The sequence below is a fragment of the Methanoregula sp. genome (assembly GCF_049518935.1).
Taxonomy (GTDB): Archaea; Halobacteriota; Methanomicrobia; order Methanomicrobiales; family Methanospirillaceae; genus Methanoregula.
This window is the reverse complement of sequence record NZ_JBEKRH010000002.1, coordinates 87,660-103,816: the sequence shown is the minus strand read 5'-3', so window position 1 is coordinate 103,816 and position 16,157 is coordinate 87,660. Positions and strand designations below refer to the sequence as shown.

20 protein-coding genes are annotated in these 16,157 nt (G+C 57.3%); 11 read left to right on the top strand and 9 right to left on the bottom strand.

The features are described from left to right. Window position 1 precedes the first annotated feature (1 nt). The 3 genes from ABSE13_RS02490 (at window position 2) to ABSE13_RS02480 (ending at window position 2,757) form a co-directional block, all read left to right on the top strand. A complete protein-coding gene (locus ABSE13_RS02490; RefSeq protein WP_424026908.1) occupies window positions 2-625 on the top strand; it encodes a response regulator in 624 nt (207 codons plus the stop codon). Between the two features lie 85 nt (window positions 626-710). Then, entirely contained in the window at window positions 711-1,649 is a 939-nt protein-coding gene (locus ABSE13_RS02485) for a response regulator (RefSeq protein WP_424026907.1), read from the top strand. Next, window positions 1,585-2,757 (top strand): PAS domain S-box protein, encoded by a 1,173-nt coding sequence (locus ABSE13_RS02480; RefSeq protein WP_424026906.1) that lies wholly within the window; start codon window positions 1,585-1,587, stop codon window positions 2,755-2,757. The genes ABSE13_RS02485 and ABSE13_RS02480 overlap by 65 nt, the downstream gene beginning before the upstream one ends. 104 nt (window positions 2,758-2,861) lie before the next feature. Here ABSE13_RS02480 and ABSE13_RS02475 read toward each other — a convergent pair whose 3' ends face one another. Next, entirely contained in the window at window positions 2,862-3,551 is a 690-nt protein-coding gene (locus tag ABSE13_RS02475) for an MBL fold metallo-hydrolase (RefSeq protein WP_424026905.1), read from the bottom strand. 195 nt (window positions 3,552-3,746) lie between these two features. Between ABSE13_RS02475 and ABSE13_RS02470 the strand changes: the two genes are divergently transcribed. Further along, window positions 3,747-3,929 carry a hypothetical protein gene (locus tag ABSE13_RS02470; protein WP_424026904.1) on the top strand — a complete coding sequence of 61 codons (183 nt, stop codon included), beginning with the start codon at window positions 3,747-3,749 and terminating at the stop codon, window positions 3,927-3,929. Between the two features lie 28 nt (window positions 3,930-3,957). Here the strand turns inward: ABSE13_RS02470 and ABSE13_RS02465 are convergent, their stop codons facing one another. Then, the gene (locus ABSE13_RS02465; RefSeq protein WP_424026903.1) at window positions 3,958-4,569 is read right to left on the bottom strand and encodes an isochorismatase family protein; all 612 of its coding nucleotides are present in this window, start codon (window positions 4,567-4,569) and stop codon (window positions 3,958-3,960) included. 77 nt (window positions 4,570-4,646) lie between these two features. Between ABSE13_RS02465 and ABSE13_RS02460 the strand changes: the two genes are divergently transcribed. After that, window positions 4,647-4,817, top strand: a complete 171-nt coding sequence (locus ABSE13_RS02460; protein WP_424026902.1) for a hypothetical protein — start codon at window positions 4,647-4,649, stop codon at window positions 4,815-4,817. 100 nt (window positions 4,818-4,917) lie between these two features. On the opposite strand, the gene ABSE13_RS02455 is transcribed toward ABSE13_RS02460, so the two are convergent. Continuing rightward, entirely contained in the window at window positions 4,918-5,625 is a 708-nt protein-coding gene (locus tag ABSE13_RS02455; RefSeq protein ID WP_424026901.1) for a CDGSH iron-sulfur domain-containing protein, read from the bottom strand. Window positions 5,626-5,832: 207 nt separating this feature from the next. On the opposite strand from ABSE13_RS02455, the gene ABSE13_RS02450 reads away from it, so the two are divergent. Together ABSE13_RS02450 and ABSE13_RS02445 are read left to right on the top strand one after the other, a co-directional pair. Beyond that, complete coding sequence (locus tag ABSE13_RS02450) at window positions 5,833-6,252, top strand: hypothetical protein (RefSeq protein WP_424026900.1); 420 nt, start codon at window positions 5,833-5,835, stop codon at window positions 6,250-6,252. A gap of 151 nt (window positions 6,253-6,403) precedes the next feature. Beyond that, window positions 6,404-6,775 (top strand): heavy metal-binding domain-containing protein, encoded by a 372-nt coding sequence (locus ABSE13_RS02445; RefSeq protein WP_424026899.1) that lies wholly within the window; start codon window positions 6,404-6,406, stop codon window positions 6,773-6,775. Between the two features lie 845 nt (window positions 6,776-7,620). Here the strand turns inward: ABSE13_RS02445 and fen are convergent. Both fen and ABSE13_RS02435 read right to left on the bottom strand, forming a co-directional pair. Beyond that, window positions 7,621-8,622 (bottom strand): flap endonuclease-1, encoded by a 1,002-nt coding sequence (gene fen, locus ABSE13_RS02440; RefSeq protein ID WP_424026898.1) that lies wholly within the window; start codon window positions 8,620-8,622, stop codon window positions 7,621-7,623. A gap of 36 nt (window positions 8,623-8,658) precedes the next feature. After that, entirely contained in the window at window positions 8,659-8,973 is a 315-nt protein-coding gene (locus tag ABSE13_RS02435; protein WP_424026897.1) for a hypothetical protein, read from the bottom strand. Window positions 8,974-9,049: 76 nt separating this feature from the next. On the opposite strand from ABSE13_RS02435, the gene ABSE13_RS02430 reads away from it, so the two are divergent. Next, window positions 9,050-10,018 carry a presenilin family intramembrane aspartyl protease PSH gene (locus ABSE13_RS02430; protein WP_424026896.1) on the top strand — a complete coding sequence of 323 codons (969 nt, stop codon included), beginning with the start codon at window positions 9,050-9,052 and terminating at the stop codon, window positions 10,016-10,018. A gap of 488 nt (window positions 10,019-10,506) precedes the next feature. Here the strand turns inward: ABSE13_RS02430 and ABSE13_RS02425 are convergent, their stop codons facing one another. Then, window positions 10,507-11,571: an NOG1 family protein gene (locus ABSE13_RS02425; RefSeq protein WP_424026895.1), complete on the bottom strand. Its 1,065-nt coding sequence runs from the start codon at window positions 11,569-11,571 to the stop codon at window positions 10,507-10,509. A gap of 65 nt (window positions 11,572-11,636) precedes the next feature. On the opposite strand from ABSE13_RS02425, the gene ABSE13_RS02420 reads away from it, so the two are divergent. The 3 genes from ABSE13_RS02420 to ABSE13_RS02410 all read left to right on the top strand — a co-directional run bounded on the left by ABSE13_RS02420 (window position 11,637) and on the right by ABSE13_RS02410 (window position 13,119). Then, the gene (locus tag ABSE13_RS02420; RefSeq protein ID WP_424026894.1) at window positions 11,637-12,515 is read left to right on the top strand and encodes a CBS domain-containing protein; all 879 of its coding nucleotides are present in this window, start codon (window positions 11,637-11,639) and stop codon (window positions 12,513-12,515) included. 55 nt (window positions 12,516-12,570) lie between these two features. Continuing rightward, window positions 12,571-12,780 (top strand): histone family protein, encoded by a 210-nt coding sequence (locus ABSE13_RS02415; protein WP_424026893.1) that lies wholly within the window; start codon window positions 12,571-12,573, stop codon window positions 12,778-12,780. Window positions 12,781-12,864: 84 nt separating this feature from the next. Then, on the top strand, window positions 12,865-13,119 hold the full coding sequence (locus ABSE13_RS02410; RefSeq protein WP_424026892.1) for a PRC-barrel domain-containing protein: 255 nt from the start codon (window positions 12,865-12,867) through the stop codon (window positions 13,117-13,119). On the opposite strand, the gene ABSE13_RS02405 is transcribed toward ABSE13_RS02410, so the two are convergent. From ABSE13_RS02405 to ABSE13_RS02395, 3 genes are all read right to left on the bottom strand, one after another. After that, entirely contained in the window at window positions 13,101-13,799 is a 699-nt protein-coding gene (locus tag ABSE13_RS02405; RefSeq protein WP_424026891.1) for a phosphoglycolate phosphatase, read from the bottom strand. The two genes, ABSE13_RS02410 and ABSE13_RS02405, sit on opposite strands and share 19 nt — an antisense overlap. Continuing rightward, a complete protein-coding gene (gene radA / locus ABSE13_RS02400) occupies window positions 13,793-14,770 on the bottom strand; it encodes a DNA repair and recombination protein RadA (RefSeq protein WP_424026890.1) in 978 nt (325 codons plus the stop codon). The genes ABSE13_RS02405 and radA overlap by 7 nt, the downstream gene beginning before the upstream one ends. A gap of 81 nt (window positions 14,771-14,851) precedes the next feature. Next, a complete protein-coding gene (locus ABSE13_RS02395) occupies window positions 14,852-16,150 on the bottom strand; it encodes a nucleic acid-binding protein (protein ID WP_424026889.1) in 1,299 nt (432 codons plus the stop codon). Window positions 16,151-16,157 lie beyond the last annotated feature (7 nt).

Sequence of the window (16,157 nt, the reverse complement as noted above, 5' to 3'; positions counted from 1 at the left end):
CGTGCCGCAGACCCTCCTGATCATCGATGACGATCCCCCCATCCTTGATACGTTTTCCCGGTTCCTGACAACACAGGGATTTACCGTTCATACTGCCGAAGGAGGAGAGAAGGGTATTGCCCTGCTGGCGACGATCACCCCCGACCTCATTCTCCTCGATCTCATGATGGAGCCCATGGATGGCTGGGAGACGCTCCTTGCTATCCGGGACAATCCAAAGACACGGGCGGTCCCGGTGATGATAGTGACGGCAAAACTTCCGACGCAGGAGGAGATCCAGAAATACGGGGGTGAAACAGACGACTTTGTCATGAAACCGGTGGATCTGCAGATTATCCCCGCATCCGTCCGGCAGGCAATCGAAACGAATGCACGGATGACCGGCGTTGTGGAGGGACTCAGGGGTCGCGGGGCGGACCCGGACCAGATCCGTGAGTATATATCGCTCCAGCGCAAGGTCAGGATCACGCAAAAACTGTCAGGACGTTTCCGTGACCGCCGGGACACCGACACCTGCCTCCCCTCTCAGCTGGAGTCCCGGCTCGCACAACTGGGACAGGAACTGGGTATTGTACTCCCGCCTGCAGCCAGTGACCCGGATCCGGGAGGGAGACACTCCGTGTAAACCCTGATGAACGAGACACCGCCCCGCATGCGTGGCGGCAGAAGAGCGGAATTTCCGGGAAAAACGAGAAGGTGACAGGTGAACAATGGATAAACCAGCGATATTTATTGTGGAAGACGAATCGATTGTTGCAAGCGACATCAAAGAGACTCTCCTGAGTCTTGGGTATGCAGTAACAGGAATTGCCAAATCCGGTGAGACTGCCGTTGAGGAGATCCAGAAGACCCGTCCGGATCTTGTCCTGATGGATATCCATCTGGCCGGCAAGATGGATGGCGTCGAAGCCGCGGGAAAGATCCATGTGCTCTGCGACATCCCGGTGATCTACCTCACGGCCTACGCCGACAAACCGCTGCTCGACCGGGCGAAAGTGACCGAACCGTACGGGTATGTTCTCAAACCCTATGACGAGCGTGAACTGCATTCCGTGATCGAGATGGCACTCTACAAGCACCAGATCGAGCGCGAGATCAGGAAACGGGACGACATCCTTTTTGCGGTCAGTTCTGCTGTAGAATGGCTCCTCCGGGTCACTCGTTCGGATATTCATGATAAAGGGCAGGTCCGGGACTTCAATCCATCCGATTTCCGGGACATTCTTGAACCGATCGGGCTTGCACTGAAAGCCAGCTCTATCGGGATATTCCAGGTTACGGCAGGTTCTGGCGATGCAGTATCGTTCCATATGAAATACGAATGGACAGGTGCAGGAGTATTGCCGAACCTGTACAAAGCCGAACTCCGTGAGGCAACCTTCTCTTCCGCGGGTATCTTACGCTGGCAGGACCTGCTCCACAAAGGCGAGGTGATTACCGTATCCGCCAGGACGTGCGCCGATCCCGAGAAGAAGTTCTTTGCCCTGCTTGGATGCGAATCCGGCGTAATCCTCCCGGTATTCATCCGGGACACCCTCTGGGGTTTCATCGGGTTCTTCAACAATACCGATCAGGAACGGTCCAATGATGAAATCGAGGCATTGCGAATCACGACCAACCTTCTCGGTGCTGCCATGGGATACCGGTAATGCCATGGGGCCCGTCCCGGCAATTTTCCTTGTTGAAGACGAGCTGATCGTGGCAGAGGATCTCCGGCTGACCCTCGAAAGCCTCGGGTATGCGGTTGCAGGGCACGAGAAGACCGGGGAACGTGCCCTGGAGAAGATCCCGTCTGCCCCCCCGGCTCTTATCCTTATGGATATCCACCTTGCCGGCCAGCTTGACGGGATCGAGACTGCTATTGAGGTCCGTTCCCGTTGGAATATACCGGTCATTTTTCTCTCTGCCCACGCGGACAAGGAGCTTTTTGACCGGGCGAAAGTGGCCGAACCGTACGGATACCTCATAAAGCCATACGATGACCGCTCCCTCCAGTCCGCGATCGAGATGGCGCTTTACAAGCACCGGATGGAACAGGCCCTGCAGGAAAGCGAGAAAAGGACGAGTTTACTCATCAACGCAAGCCGGGATGCCCTGTACCTTCTTGACGCCAACGGAAAGCTCCTCTGCGCAAACGATGCCCTGGCAGAAATGACCGGTATGACGATTGAGCAGCTGATCGGTACGAGTGCCTATGAACTGGTCGGCAGGAAGATCTTCACCCCGCTGATGGCCTGCTGGCAGCTGGATCCCCAGGGGAGGACAGGTATCCAGGCCGTGGAGAATCTGCACCGGAACTGGTATGATGTACGTATTTACCCGGTGTATGAACCCTCGGGAACCGTGACCATGTATGCAGCGGGTATCCGGGATATCACGGAGACGAAACAGGCTGACGACCAGCAACTGCACAATGCCGAGTACTTCCGCTCGCTTATCGAGGATACTGCGGAGGTGGTGGCCTTCCTGAACGCGGACGGCACATTCTCCCGCCAGAGCGCATCGCTCCGGCATGCACTGGGGTATTCCCTGAATGTCATTCTCGACAAGACATTGTTTGCATATATTGTCATCACCGATGTGCAGCTGGCAAAACAGGTCTTCTCCGAGGTGCTTGCCCACCCCGGGCAGGTGAAACCGCTACGGATGAAATTTGAGAAGAATGACGGGACCGTCTGCATTATCCGGGGAATTCTGAGCAACCTGTCCGAAAACCCGTTTATCAAAAATATCGTGTTGCACGGCTGGATTGAGTGATCCTGGCGCTCCTTCCTGCGCGAGGGCATCGTTCGGTTTCTCTGATCAGGAAGCAGATTTTTCCCCGGCAAATCCATTTTCCCACTATGGTGCGGTACTGAGAATCACCCGTCGGCAGGCGGCAGCGTACCTGCGAACGCCCGCACTGCAGCTGATGCCCCGGGCCGGAGCGGTACGCCATGCCCCGTGAGAAGGAGGTCAAAGTCAAGACCTCCAATGGCACGGATTGACTGGCGCGAACGGGACAGGTCCATAGTGAACGGTGCCGGCCCTTCGGCAAGAGTCGTCCCGTCATACCTGAGGATGTCGCCGGCAAAGAATGTCCCGGTCGCCTCATCCAGCAGCCCGATGCTGCCGGGTGTATGGCCCGGGATGGCGATGCAGGTGAGTCCGTCGATCCTGTCCCGGTCCTTAAGGAGAAGATCAGGTTTGAAGGCACCCGGTTTCATGACCAGGCCCACGATACGAAGCAGGAGTCCGCGGAATCCCGGGTGAACGGGCAGGGCGAGTGCTCCGGTGACATACCCGGCATCGGCGTCGCCTACCGCGACCTTCACGTCGGGAGCCTCTTTTTTAATCGCTGATACGCCACCGATATGGTCCATGTGGAAATGGGTGATGATGATGGTCCTGATCTCCCGCGGATTGCGGTGCAGCGTTTCCCGGATATAGGCAAGGATCTTCTTCCCGCTCCCCGGAATGCCGGTATCGATTACGGTCAGGCCGTCGCGGACGAGGATGTAACTGTTCCCGTTGACCCCGTCCACCTGGTGGATGCCCGGTACAATCTCCATAGTATCACTGAGAATGTGTAAGGATCTTCCGGATTATCAGGTTTCCCGGTGGCATCTCCCGGGAATCCCCGGGGCCGGCCAGATCTATGGCCGAAGCACCCTGCATATCCCGGGGGGACGGCAGTGATGACAGACCCGGTTCAGTTCCAGTAGTCTCTGACAAAGAGCTCGTGCGTTCTCACGATGGGTGTGAAGATGTACAGTATCGCGGGAACAAGGATCAGGCAGACAATACAGTTCCCCAGCCACCCAGAGATTCTCTCGATCACCGGCATTACGATTGCCGAAACCGGAATCTATGGAAAATGGGCACGGTTCGGGATGACCGTGCCAAAAGGGTGCTACCGGTACGCCACTCAGGCGGGCGTCCCGTCATGAGTATCAACCGGGCTCTCCTGCCCTGCCACTACTGGAACCCGATCATAGCCCCGTACTTTGCATATACTTCTTTTACCAGATCCATGGACTTCGGGTTGCCCCAGTCGTGCATCCACTCCGAGACAAGGGACTCGGTAGTGATGGGAATCACCCCGGCCTGCAGCATCCTCTTGATCCCGTACTTGTGGGCGTCCGGTGTTGAATCCCCGGCTGCGTCGATCAGCCCGTACACTTCATACCCTTCCTTCAGGGCATGGAGTGCGGTGTAGGCAAAGCACATGCTGGTCCAGAGCCCCGAGATGACCACTTTTTTCCTGCCTGTCTTTTTGAATGCATTCCAGGTCTTTTCGTCCTCGAATGCATCGAAACTCGGCACTGTCCGGGCAAACACTTCCTGGCCCGGGAAGATCTTCGTAATGTCTGCCATGAACTCCCCGTTGCGCTGGGGTCCGATTGCAGAGAGTACGACCGGGACGCCAAGGATGCTTGCGGCCTTTGCGGCACATGTTGCCGCGTTCCGGATGATCGTCTTATCTCCCGAGGCGACCCCGGCAAACATCGCGGGCTGGTAGTCCACGAGCACGAGAACACTGTTCTTGTCCGATAACAGTTCAAGTTTTCCGTCTTTCTGGTTTGGCATTCGTTTCCTCCTTCTAATACAGGAATAATCACCCGACCTGTTATATAAAAACAATGATATGGGCAGGACATCACCCCATGACTCCGAAGATATCTGCAAATCTTTTTGCCTATCCCCCCTTGCTGCCCCTGCGCTTTGCGATGCCTGAGGGAATTACCCTTTCGGGAGTTATCGCATTCGGGGTTGCCATAGCAACGGGGACTGCCGAAGGTGGTGAAGAAGATTTTCATCAGAATATTTTTGACTGAGGAACCCCCGGGAGCGTTAATATTTTTAGGATTTCTCAAGGGCAGAAAAAGAGAAACGTCCGGCGGGAATAACGTTACGGGTGAGGAAACCGGCGTTCCTTCACTCTTTCCGTTCCACATGGCTGCCGTCGCAGAACGGCTTGTTGCCGGACTTCCCGCACCGGCAGAGCGTGACCCGGTTCCTGATGGTATACTGCTTCCCGTCGGCGGACTCTACCGGGACCCCGCCCCGGACCCAGAGCGGCCCGTGCTCGCCCCGCGGGGGATATTCGATGACCACGATCGACTTCTCCAGCTCAGGTTCGATTGTTTCCCCGGTCTTCCGGTCCCGGATGACGAGCCGGCCGGATGGGCAGTTGCAGGCTTCCTCAATGGCGGTCTCCCGGGCTTCCGGGATATCCGATTGCCTGGTCAGGTTCCAGATCCCCCCGGCCCGCATGCAGAACCGGGCATGGACGCAGAGATGCTCCACATCTTCCAGTTCCAGTGTCGGGCCGCGAATGATCTCCGGGCGCTGCAGGTAGGCTTCTCTCCCGGCATGTTCGGTCCCGTCGAAGTGAACCGATGCGTGGGTGCCATCGCAGAACGGCTTGTTTTTCGAGTGGCCGCACCGGCAGAGGGCATAGGAATCCGGGACGGGATATCGGACCACTTCCTTCCAGGTCCGGCAGTACCCTTCGTCATCATTGCAGATCTCCTCCCTGATAAGGGGGATGCCCCCGGAGATAAGGTAGGGGCCGTTTTTACTGACAACGATCTTCATCCCGTCATGGGAAGGCGGGGTTGCGGGGGAGTGTTTTTCTGCCATGGTCTGCACGAGCTTGTACCGGGTATTTTCCCTGCCGGGATTAATCGGTTTGGATCGCGGCCGGGTATGGCACAGACCCCTCCCGGATCCTGGGGTGAAAGGATACGGGACATTTTCCGGCCAAGTAGAACTCCAAAAATTCCTGCAGTCAAATAAATCCATATATCCTTACCCGCAGTATAATCTCTTACGCCAGATGTGATCTCAATGAAACACAACACCCTCATTCTCTGCATATGCAGTGTGGTCCTGGTTACGGCCCTGCTCGCTGCCGGCTGCACCTCCGCACCCAAAACCGGCACAACACCTGCCACCCAGGTACCGACACCCGTTGCCCCGGTAACGACGATTGTCACCCCCGGCAACCCTGCCAGTGCCACGTGCGGGTTCACCACGTGTCACGGCTTCGACCTTGCCTGCGGGACAAATGGCCCCCAGATCTGCACCACGGACTACCAGCCGGGCGACAAGTGCCGGCAGTATGCGCAGTGCAGTTCCGGCAGCGACGGCTCCTGCTCGCTCGTCACGAGCCCGCAGTACGATTCCTGCAAGACCTGCGCCCAGAACTGCGAGCTGCGGGCCGGCGCTGACAATCTGGCAGCCGCTTCCTGCGAAGAGCAGTGCTGAAGCAGTTAGATAAGAACCAGCCATTACCCTAACCTTTTTCCGGTAAGTTACCCGAAGCACGGGCACGGCCTCAGCCGTCGGGACAGTCGGCATGTTCCCGTCCAGCGGGCCAGGGGAATATCTATTATTGTCCGGAACGACCGTTATTCCGGTGAAACCATTGGCAAACGAGATCATTATCGTCAGCACACCGTACCTGCCAGGCTATAAGATCACAAAGACCCTCGGGTTCACGTGGGGCCTCATCGTGCGGAGCCGGGGCCTGGGCCGGAATATCACGGCAGGGCTCCGCTCCCTTGTCGGCGGCGAGATCCACGAGTACACGGAACTCTTAAACCAGTCCCGCGAGCAGGCGCTCGACCGGCTCCGCGGCCATGCGAGGGAGCTCGGCGCCAATGCGGTGGTCAGCGTGCAGTTCGACTCCTCCGAGATCGGGCAGACAATGACCGAGCTGCTGGCGTACGGCACGGCTGTGGTTGTGGAGAAAGATGTGGTTCAGGCAAGCCCGGTGAGACTGGGATAGAATTGTGCGGGGGGCAGGCCGGCAACTTCTCCTCATGGACCGGAAATGTTTTGTGATTTGGGTGCCGAACAGTTTCCTCAAGCGCAGGGCCACGTTGGGCGGGATGATGAAAAGGCGCGGGGAGGCGCAGATCTTTCAGGGAGTATTGAACTAAAAAAATCCTGGATGGAGGTGGACCGGGCACAAAGGTGAAATGAACCCTCGGCAAAAAACCGGTGAGCAAAGGGAGAACTTCAGCTGGCCCTGACTGTCCGGGAAAAGATTCCGGGCCGGAAGAACGGGTCGCGGGCGCTATTGAGGGCTCCCGGTAAAAAACCGGTGAACAAAAGGAACGGTGCAGCGGTTCCGGCGGATAAGCCGGACCCCGCGGGACCGGCAACGGGAGAAACACCGGCATCGCCTGCCGATTGCGAATCAGCTTCCGGGGAACCTCCGTCAGAGAGGACGCCAGGATCCCGACCACACCCCCGGAAGGAACCCGATCGCCCGGTACCAGGACGTAAGAGAGACGTTTTCTGAGATGCAGTCAACAGGAGCCATTTCAGCCTCCGATTGCCTCTTCCGGGGGTCCGACAGACAACTTTTCATCGAAAAGCCGCACCCTGATTCCGGGAAACGGCCATTTCAGCCGCGTATTGGCGATCTGAATGCCTTTTTGGGCAGAAAAATGACCACATTTAGCAACGATACAATGGCAGATATCCGGAAATACGGGCTGGAGTTGCGGGTGACCGTTCATCCGACCCGGAGGAGATCCCGGGATCCTGCCCGTCGAAGTTCCGGCCCTGCCAAAAAAACCTGACATTGCCGGTCCGGCGCAGGTGTGGGGGGTATCCCCCACTAGTTCAAAACCAGCTCTCGAGCGTCTTCTGCCCGGCCTTCGCTGAGAATCCTTCAAGCGCCTTGTCCACCCGCTCGGGCGAGAAATCGTACCCGTCGCAGAGCATCCTCTTGAGCCCTTCGACGTCCGGGTGCCCGGCAGTGACCGAATAGTCGTCCATGACATTCGGGTGGAGGAACGTCTCCATCACCGGCGTCGGGTCGAAGTCCGGCAGCTTCTCTTTGAGTTTCTGGGCAAACTCCCCCTTCCGGACGATCTTGAGCCCGGTCTTTGCGCCGACCCCTTCGACCCCCGGGTTGAAGTCCGTGCCGATCAGGATCCCGATCTCGATCAGCTGCTCCCGGGTCAGCTGGAGGCCGGCCAGTGTATCGGCCAGCACGATCCGTTCGGGGCTCACCGTGATCTGCCGGCCCCGGATCTTCCGCTTGCCACTCACGGTCAGGTTGCGGATGAGAAGTGGTGCGCCAAAGAGGAGCGTATCATAATCCTGCGAGACCACGTATTTCGCGTCCCCTTTTGCCACCATGTGCGATGCCTGCGCCTCGCCCTCGCCCGGCGCCTGCACGACCGGTATGCCCATGAGCCGGAGCAGTTCCTTGGAGGTCGCGATGATCCCCGCATCGACCCGGGTGGAAGACCGGGCCTGCTTATAGGCCTCTTCCTCGTCTCCCCGTTCGAGCGCCGCCTGCCACTTCTCTCCGGCAGCATCGCGGATCTTACGGCGCTCGTCAATGGTCGCCTGCTTCAGTTCGGCCGGCTTTCCGTCAAAGACAAAGACCGGCTTGATCCCTTTCTCCATGAAGCTCGAGATCCGGAAGAGGATGCCGGAGAGGTGGGAGGTGACCCGGCCCTTGCGATCCATCAGCGGCGTCCCGTCCGGCTGCCGGATGATGGTCAGGAACTGGTACAGGGTATTGTTCGCATCGATCGCCGCAATACCGGGCAGGGCCTCCCAGGTTACCGGTGTCTTGTACTCAGCGATGATATCCCGTAATGCAACACCCATGGTCCGTCACGTCTCACGATCAGGTATGTGCGCCCGTTATTTGTAGGCACGCCTGGCCATCGCGGCCACGAGCTCGTCGAGGTGGCTGATCGCCAGATCGTACTTGTCCACCATGCGGGTCGAGATCTCCTCGAGATTCGTGCGCAGCATCCGTTCGCGGGTAATCACGCTCTGCTCGAGCCTGCGCATCTTGACCTGGAGCGAGAGGAAGAGCCCCCCGATCGAGAGCATCATCAGGGCGGCGGCAACAGCGATGGTCAGGTCCTGCCAGAACCGGAGGATCAGGACCAGCGTGGACACCACCATTATGACGGTGAGAATGATATCGGGTAAGTACTCGCGTATCTCCATGCTTTTAGATGATGAGAGCACACTAATTAAACTAACTAAAACTGCGCTGATTCCGATCAGCTCACCGGAGATACCCATGGAAACCAAGAACCTCATCCCCCTCCTTGCGATGCCGGCCCTCCTGCTCGCCGTTGAACTCGGGGCACTGCTCCTCTCGCTTCCCGTGCAGGCCTCGGGAATCGTCGCCTTCCAGGACCCCACGTCTATGGCCAACCCGGTCATTTTCATTGCCATCCTTCTCGTTTTCACCGCGTTTCTGCTCGTGCTGATCAAGTACGATCTCAAAAAAGTGATCGGAGCCGTCATCGGGATCTCGATTTTCCTGACCTTCGTCTACATCTTCATGGCGATCGTGTACGCAGTCATGGGCGAGACCACGGTGACAACGCCGGACTGGCTGAATGCCGTGGTACCTGTTGCTGCGGTCTCTTCGTTGACCGCCGAGACACTCGTGTCAACGGCTATCGTGCTGATCCTCTCCGTGCTCGCGACCGTTATATTATACAAATACCCGGAATGGTACGTCATCGACGGCCTCGGGATCCTGATCGGGGCCGGTGTCGCAGCCATCTTCGGGGCCTCGCTCGATGTCTGGCCGGTCGTGATCCTGCTCGCGCTTCTCGCGGTCTACGATGCGATCTCGGTGTACAAGACAAAGCACATGATCACGCTCGCAGAAGGCGTGATCGACCTGAAGACCCCGATCCTCTTTGTTATTCCGAAGCGGAGGGATTATTCGTTCATCAAAGAGGGGATCGGGAAACTGGCTGACGGAGGAGAACGGGCTGCGTTCATCATCGGCATGGGCGACATGATCATGCCCGCGATCCTTGTCGTGTCGGCAAATGTATTCCTGAAAGGCTGGAGGCTTGCGGGTATGATCAACCTCCCGGCAATCGGAGCGATCATCGGCTCGCTCGCCGGACTTGTCGTACTGCTCCACTTCGTTATGTCCGGCAAGCCGCAGGCCGGCCTGCCGCCCCTGTGCGGTGGGACGATCCTCGGGTTCCTGGCCGGGTGGGCGCTGATGTCGGTCGTGGGGTAGGAACGATATCCGTTAAACCACTTTTCATAATTTGTTGGCCTGAACGAATACTGAAAACAAACCCAAATCAATTCCGCGTAAAAAAAAAGATTCCGTTTAGAAAATTTTCTCTGACCGATGATGGGGGCTGATCCCCCCATACTCCCTTTTGCGATGAACGGCCGCCGCCCCGAAGTGCGCCCCGCGGCGGCTCAATATCCGGACCAAAATCCCATCTCACGTTTTGTCTTCTGAAACCTTCGGACGGACTATCGCTATTTGGTGGATGCCGTAGCCCCCAAGAGCGTCTGGAAATTTACTACAATCTGATCATGGCTCATGCTTGCCGAAACGGATCAATTATTGGTCCAAAAAAGCAATGGGAATAACCGTGTAAGATAATCTATTTTATATCATGTTTTTTCCAAATCGTGAGTCCGGAAATATCAGATGATCAACTCCGACAATTTCTACAAAAAAGGTAATTCAGATTCCACCAAATGAGAACCCTACGTCCTCGTCCGGGGCTTCCTTGCTCTCTTGGGCTTCGGTTTCTTTACACGTTCGCCATCCGGCCCTATGTCAGCATATTCGTCCACGACAACCTCTTCGGTCATCTTGGGGAGGGGAGACAGAATATCTGCCGCCCTCGTCCTCTTTTCCGGCACCGGTTTGTGGGTGAGGAGCTCCGCGAGCACCTCGTCGACTCCCGTCCCGTCCGCGGTCGACATCGTGGTATAGCCTTCGGCCGCAACGAGGTCCGACTTGTTGGCCACCACGATCACCGGGACTGACACCATCCCTTTCACTTCTTCGAGCAGGTGCAGCTGCACCTTCATCGGGTACCCGCAGTGCTCGGACGGGTCGAGGATAAAGAGGATGACGCTTGCCACGTTCATGATTGCCGAGAGCGCCTGCTTCTCGATCTGGTTGCGCTCCTCCACGGGGCGATCGAGGATACCGGGGGTATCCACGAACTGGGTCCGGTGCCTGCCGGATTCCCGGTGGCCCACGATGATCCCTTTTGTAGTGAACGGGTACGAAGCCACCTGCGGGTCGGCAGAGGAGACCCGGCGGATGAACGAGGACTTCCCCACGTTCGGGTATCCAGCAATGACGATAGTGAACTCGTCCTCTACGTTGGGGAGATGCCGGAGGACATTGCGCACCTCGTTTAAGAATATAAGGTCCTTGTCGATCTGGTGGACCATTGACGCGAGCCGGGCCACCGCCCGCTTCCTGAGGGAGAGGGTATCCTCGGCCCGGCGGGACTGCACAGCGATCTGGTTGCCGACCATCTTCGTGTGTTTGGCGGCCCAGCCCACCGCGCCCAGTGACTGCTTGATCTTCTCGATACCGAAGAGGATGTCGGCCATTTCGCGGTAGAACGGGGAGAGCTGGTCGAACTCGGGAAATCCCCGGATCACATAGACCAGCCGGTCATGGACAGCAGCGCCCACCGCCCGGACAAACTCCTCGTTTGCCCGCTCCTTGTTGTCCTTCTCCTTCATCTTCTTGGCTGCACGGCGGAAACTCCGGTCAAGGATCTCGTCCGCAGTTGGCACCGTCGGCATCTTTTCAAATTCCACAAATCGCCTACCTAATTATATATTTATTGAACGCCATACGGTTTATCGTTATGGACCTGTCCCTGATCCAGAAAGATATCCTCATTACGTTAATCACCCTCTACCACCGGCAGTCCCACTCCATCAAGGGGGAAGATATTGCCAACATGATCCAGAGGAATCCGGGGACAGTGCGGAACCAGATGCAGGCTTTAAAAGCGGTCGGGCTCGTGGACGGAGTGCCCGGCCCCAAAGGCGGCTACATCCCCACGGGACTTGCCTACAAGGAGCTTAACCTGAACATGGGAGAAGGGGATTACGATGTGAGGATCAGCCGGAACGGGGAGGAGGTCCAGGGGGCAAATGTCCAGGAAGTTGATTTCACCACGCTCTGCCACCCGGATGTCTGCCATGCGCTGATCAAGCTTGTCGGCAGCGCCAAGCTCTTCGAGATCGGCGACCAGGTTACGATCGGTCCTACTCCGGTCAACAAGCTCCTGATCCGGGGCGAGGTCTTCGGCAAGGACGAGTCCAGGCAGGCACTCCTCATCGCCACTTCGGAGATAATCTCCCTGCCCAAAAAACCCATAAGCACTTACATGTCTACCCCGCTCAAGACCCTCCGGAGCCTTGACTCTCTCCACGACGCCCTTGTCCTCTTCAACCGCGAGCACATTCACGGGGCCCCGGTCATCGACAGCGGCCGGCTCAGCGGCATCGTCACGATGAGTGACATTGCCTGTGCAATCGAGAACCGGCTCCCCCTCTCGATGCCGGTCCATGAGGTGATGACCACAACGGTAGAGAAAGTATCATCAGATGTGAAGCTCTTCGAAGTGATCACACGGTTCAAGGAGCGGGAAATTGGCCGGTTGATCGTTATGGAAGACGACAAACCCGTGGGCATCCTGACCCAGTCCGATGTCATCCGGGTCTTTCCCTCGCTGTAAATGCAATAATCTTTAGATATACCAAGCCAAATGGTATGTGAGGAATCAAGGAATCATGACTGAATTATCCCAGGCTGCAGTAGAACGGATCATAAAGAAAGCCGGTGCCGAACGTGTCAGTGCCGATGCCACGGAGACACTTGCCGGGCTGATGGAGGAGTACGGTGCCTTCCTTGCAAAGGAGGCAAAGAAGATGTCCGATCACGCGGGAAGGAAGACCCTGCGGGGTACCGACATCAGAATGGCCGCTGAAATGTTCAAATAACGTTTTTATCTTTTTATTTTTGAAAAACTCTTTTTTCCCGTCAATTCAGAACAATTTAAATATTTATACATCGTCAATTTTTTTATGACTCGTGTATTTGCCCGCAGCCTGTCGAGAAAGAAGATTATGAGCAATGATGGGAAACTTATCGGCACCCTCAAGAACATCCGGGTGGATTTTGACTCCGGCGTGGTCCAGGAGATGATTGTCCACCCTGACCAGACGTTCTCAACCGACGGCTACAATCTTGAGGATGACAAGCTCCTCGTCATCCCGTTTGAGTCCGTCAAGGATATTAAGGACTATATTGTTGTTGATCGCTACCTTGCGCGGAAATAAGAGGAATATTTTTTTACGGCTTCCACAAAGCCGTCACCGTATTGTTTTTCGGCAACATATGCTGCTACTGCCTTTGTTTCCGGATGGGCATTTGCCACTGTAATCCCAATGCCGGCGATTTTGAGCATCTGGATATCGTTCACCGAGTCCCCGATCGCAAGGAATTCTTCCGGGGCGATTCCCAGTTTTCCTGCCAGGTCCACGAGGGCAGTTCCCTTGTTGACCCCCGGTGACTGGAGGTGAATGGCATAGCCGGTGTCGATCACCTGTACCGGAAACTCTTTGAGGATCTCCCGTACTTCCGTGAAAGGCACGGTGCGGGCAAATGCCAGGTCAGCATGGCGGTATGTCGGGCTGAAGAGCTCCAGTTCCTTCCCAAGCCTGCGGTAATGAGCCTGCAGGATCGCAAGGGCTTCCCTGGGGGCCTGCTGGTCCCCGGTCACCTGGAGGGTGCCGGTATACCCGATCCGGTATACTCCCCCGTTCTCGGCAATGAATGTTCCCTGCGTGCCGATCATCTTGGAGATGGCCTCCATGAAGCAGGGAGCATTCCCGCTGGCGAGCACTACAATGATACCCTCATCTACGAGGGACCGGATAGTATCGATGGATCCCGTGTGGATCCTGCGGGACGAATCTGTGATCGTCCCGTCGATATCCGTGAGGAGCGCCTTCAGCACGATTTGAGACCAGCCTCTTCCACCATGAACGGTGCTTCGCCTTCGGGCAGGTTGGGACTGTCCACGAGGCGTGCGATGCGTTTGCCGCCCTTGCTCTTGCGCAGGTAGAGACGGAACGTGGCCGTGTGGCCCACGATGTTGCCCCCGATCGGCTTGGTAGGGTCACCGAAGAAGACCGCGGGGTTGGACATGACCTGGTTGGTGACGAGTCCCACCGCGTTGTGCTCATCGATCAGCTTGAAGAGTTCGTGCATGTGCCGGTTCAGCTTTTGCTGACGGGCGGCAAGCGTTCCCCGGCCTGCGTACTCGGCCCTGAAGTGGGCAGTTAAGGAGTCGATGATGAAGAGCTTGACCGGGGTACCGTTGTCCTTGAGCTCGTTTGCAAGCTCGCGGGAGTTGTCGATTAAGAGCATCTGGTGATCCGAGGTATGGGCCCGTGCAATATGGATATTGTTGAGGAATTCCTGAGTATCAGGAATGTCGTCAAGTCCGAGACCGTTGACCATCTGCTCGATACGCTCGGGCCGGAAGGTATTCTCGGTATCGATATAGATGACGCTGCCATTCAGGCCGCCCTGATCCTCCTGGAGCTGGACGTTCACGGACATCTGGTGGACGATCTGGCTCTTACCGGAACCGAACTCTCCGTACATCTCCGTGATTGCCTGGGATTCCATTCCGCCGCCAAGCAGCGCATCCAGTTCGGGCACCCGGAACGAGAGTTTCCGCACATTTTTTCTCGCCTCGAAGATGTCCTTCCCGGTCTTGAACCCGCCGACATCTGCCGCCTCGCGGGCAGCCTTGATGATCTTCTTTGCGGTGGACTCCGAGATCTCGGAGACTTCAGAGAGTTCGGCAGGTGCTGCCGTTGCGATGCTTTCCACCGAGAGGTATCCGGCTTCGCGGAGTTTCTCAGCAGTGCTCGGGCCTACGCCCGGTAAATCTTCAATATCCAATGGTCCTTCAGCCATTTCTTGTAACACTCCTATGGCACAACAAGATGTTAAAGACTGGGATATAAACCCCCGGACTGTGCGGGGTGAAAGTGTGGATTACGGCCCCGGGCCTTCCGCAAGTTTGTGAATTCGTGCGAGAAGATCGGTGGCGCTGATCTCTACCGGAACGACCTGCTCCGGGATGATGCGGCTCCCGGCAAGGATCCCATTAACCTGCAGTTCCGTTCCCGCGGGGAAGTCGCCATCGATGAGGTACCGGTCCTTCCCGTCATCGATGAAGGTACAGCCCTGCCCCGGCAGGATGGTTCCCCGGAACGTGATCGGCTGCGGGGCATCCTTCGGCACCCGGATCACGCTGCCCCTGCCTACGCCCAGTTCGATATCCCCGGTTCGCCCGGGCTTTGCCGGAGCATGGTAGATCTCGATGGGATCTCCCGGGGCGAGGGGAATAAGTGCGTTCTCCCCCCAGAGCACTACCCTCAGTTCATCGCTGCCATCATGGATCACTGCGTTCCTGACCCATGACTGGGCGCCGTTCCGTGTGGTAAATGACCGGGGCTGCTGCACCAGTTTTACCTCGCCCCTCACGGAATACGTTCCCTGGTCGGCGACAGAATTAAGCGGGGTGAACGGCACGGCAACTGCCGTCTCGGTCGGGGTCACCGTGCTCTTCTCGTCAAGGCTGTAATTGCGCCCTTCCGAGCGGTTGTTGGGCTTCGCGTTCGTGATATGGACTGTGGTGCCCGGCTGCAGGCCGGCCAGCAGTTCCGGGACCCAGGCAACGATCCGGGCCGTCCCTTCTGCATCGCCCAGGATCGCCTCCGCCATCTCGCCGGTCGTCCCATCCCGTTTGGTGAATGTACGGAGGGGTTCGACCGCGACCAGGACTGCATCCAGATCAACGGGATCGGTGGAGAGGCTTGTTGATCCCGTGCCGGCCTGCGCAGTGCAGGAGATCTCGCAGCTCGCTTTCCGGAGGGCAAGCGCGTAGATCTCTCTTGTGCTCTTACCCGGGTGGCGTCCGATCACCTCGAGCACTTCCCCGACTGCGGTATCGAGCACTGCACCGGCCTTCTGGTCCCAGAGCACGACCCGGGTGGTTCCGGTCTCATCGCCAAGGATCAGGGTGGCAACCCAACCTTTCTCCCCGTCAGCCCGGTCGAATTCCTTGGGCTCGGTTTTGTCAACAATTTTCCCGAAAAAAGAGAAGAGGCTGGACTTGGCCGAGAGCCCCCTGATCTTCACATGCTCCCGGCCCAGCTCGCCGACCACCATCATCGCGGCGGTGGGCTCGTCGACGAGGTCCCCGCATTCGTCGATCTTCTCCTCTACGCGTCGTTCGAACTCCTCTTTTGTGATGAGATCATCGACCAGCGCGTAGTGGAAGAGTACCAAGGCTGCC

Bases quoted from the DNA above. Each gene is read 5' to 3' on its own strand.
- ABSE13_RS02465 (WP_424026903.1), bottom strand. From the start codon at position 4,569: ATGCCAAACCAGAAAGACGGAAAACTTGAACTGTTATCGGACAAGAAC.
- ABSE13_RS02425 (WP_424026895.1), bottom strand. From the start codon at position 11,571: ATGCCGACGGTGCCAACTGCGGACGAGATCCTTGACCGGAGTTTCCGC.
- radA (WP_424026890.1), bottom strand. From the start codon at position 14,770: ATGGCTGAAGGACCATTGGATATTGAAGATTTACCGGGCGTAGGCCCG.
- ABSE13_RS02450 (WP_424026900.1), top strand. From the start codon at position 5,833: ATGAAACACAACACCCTCATTCTCTGCATATGCAGTGTGGTCCTGGTT.
- ABSE13_RS02435 (WP_424026897.1), bottom strand. From the start codon at position 8,973: ATGGAGATACGCGAGTACTTACCCGATATCATTCTCACCGTCATAATG.
- ABSE13_RS02485 (WP_424026907.1), top strand. From the start codon at position 711: ATGGATAAACCAGCGATATTTATTGTGGAAGACGAATCGATTGTTGCA.
- ABSE13_RS02410 (WP_424026892.1), top strand. From the start codon at position 12,865: ATGACTCGTGTATTTGCCCGCAGCCTGTCGAGAAAGAAGATTATGAGC.
- ABSE13_RS02460 (WP_424026902.1), top strand. From the start codon at position 4,647: ATGACTCCGAAGATATCTGCAAATCTTTTTGCCTATCCCCCCTTGCTG.
- ABSE13_RS02455 (WP_424026901.1), bottom strand. From the start codon at position 5,625: ATGGCAGAAAAACACTCCCCCGCAACCCCGCCTTCCCATGACGGGATG.
- ABSE13_RS02415 (WP_424026893.1), top strand. From the start codon at position 12,571: ATGACTGAATTATCCCAGGCTGCAGTAGAACGGATCATAAAGAAAGCC.
- fen (WP_424026898.1), bottom strand. From the start codon at position 8,622: ATGGGTGTTGCATTACGGGATATCATCGCTGAGTACAAGACACCGGTA.
- ABSE13_RS02480 (WP_424026906.1), top strand. From the start codon at position 1,585: ATGATGAAATCGAGGCATTGCGAATCACGACCAACCTTCTCGGTGCTG.
- ABSE13_RS02470 (WP_424026904.1), top strand. From the start codon at position 3,747: ATGTACAGTATCGCGGGAACAAGGATCAGGCAGACAATACAGTTCCCC.
- ABSE13_RS02430 (WP_424026896.1), top strand. From the start codon at position 9,050: ATGGAAACCAAGAACCTCATCCCCCTCCTTGCGATGCCGGCCCTCCTG.
- ABSE13_RS02420 (WP_424026894.1), top strand. From the start codon at position 11,637: ATGGACCTGTCCCTGATCCAGAAAGATATCCTCATTACGTTAATCACC.
- ABSE13_RS02475 (WP_424026905.1), bottom strand. From the start codon at position 3,551: ATGGAGATTGTACCGGGCATCCACCAGGTGGACGGGGTCAACGGGAAC.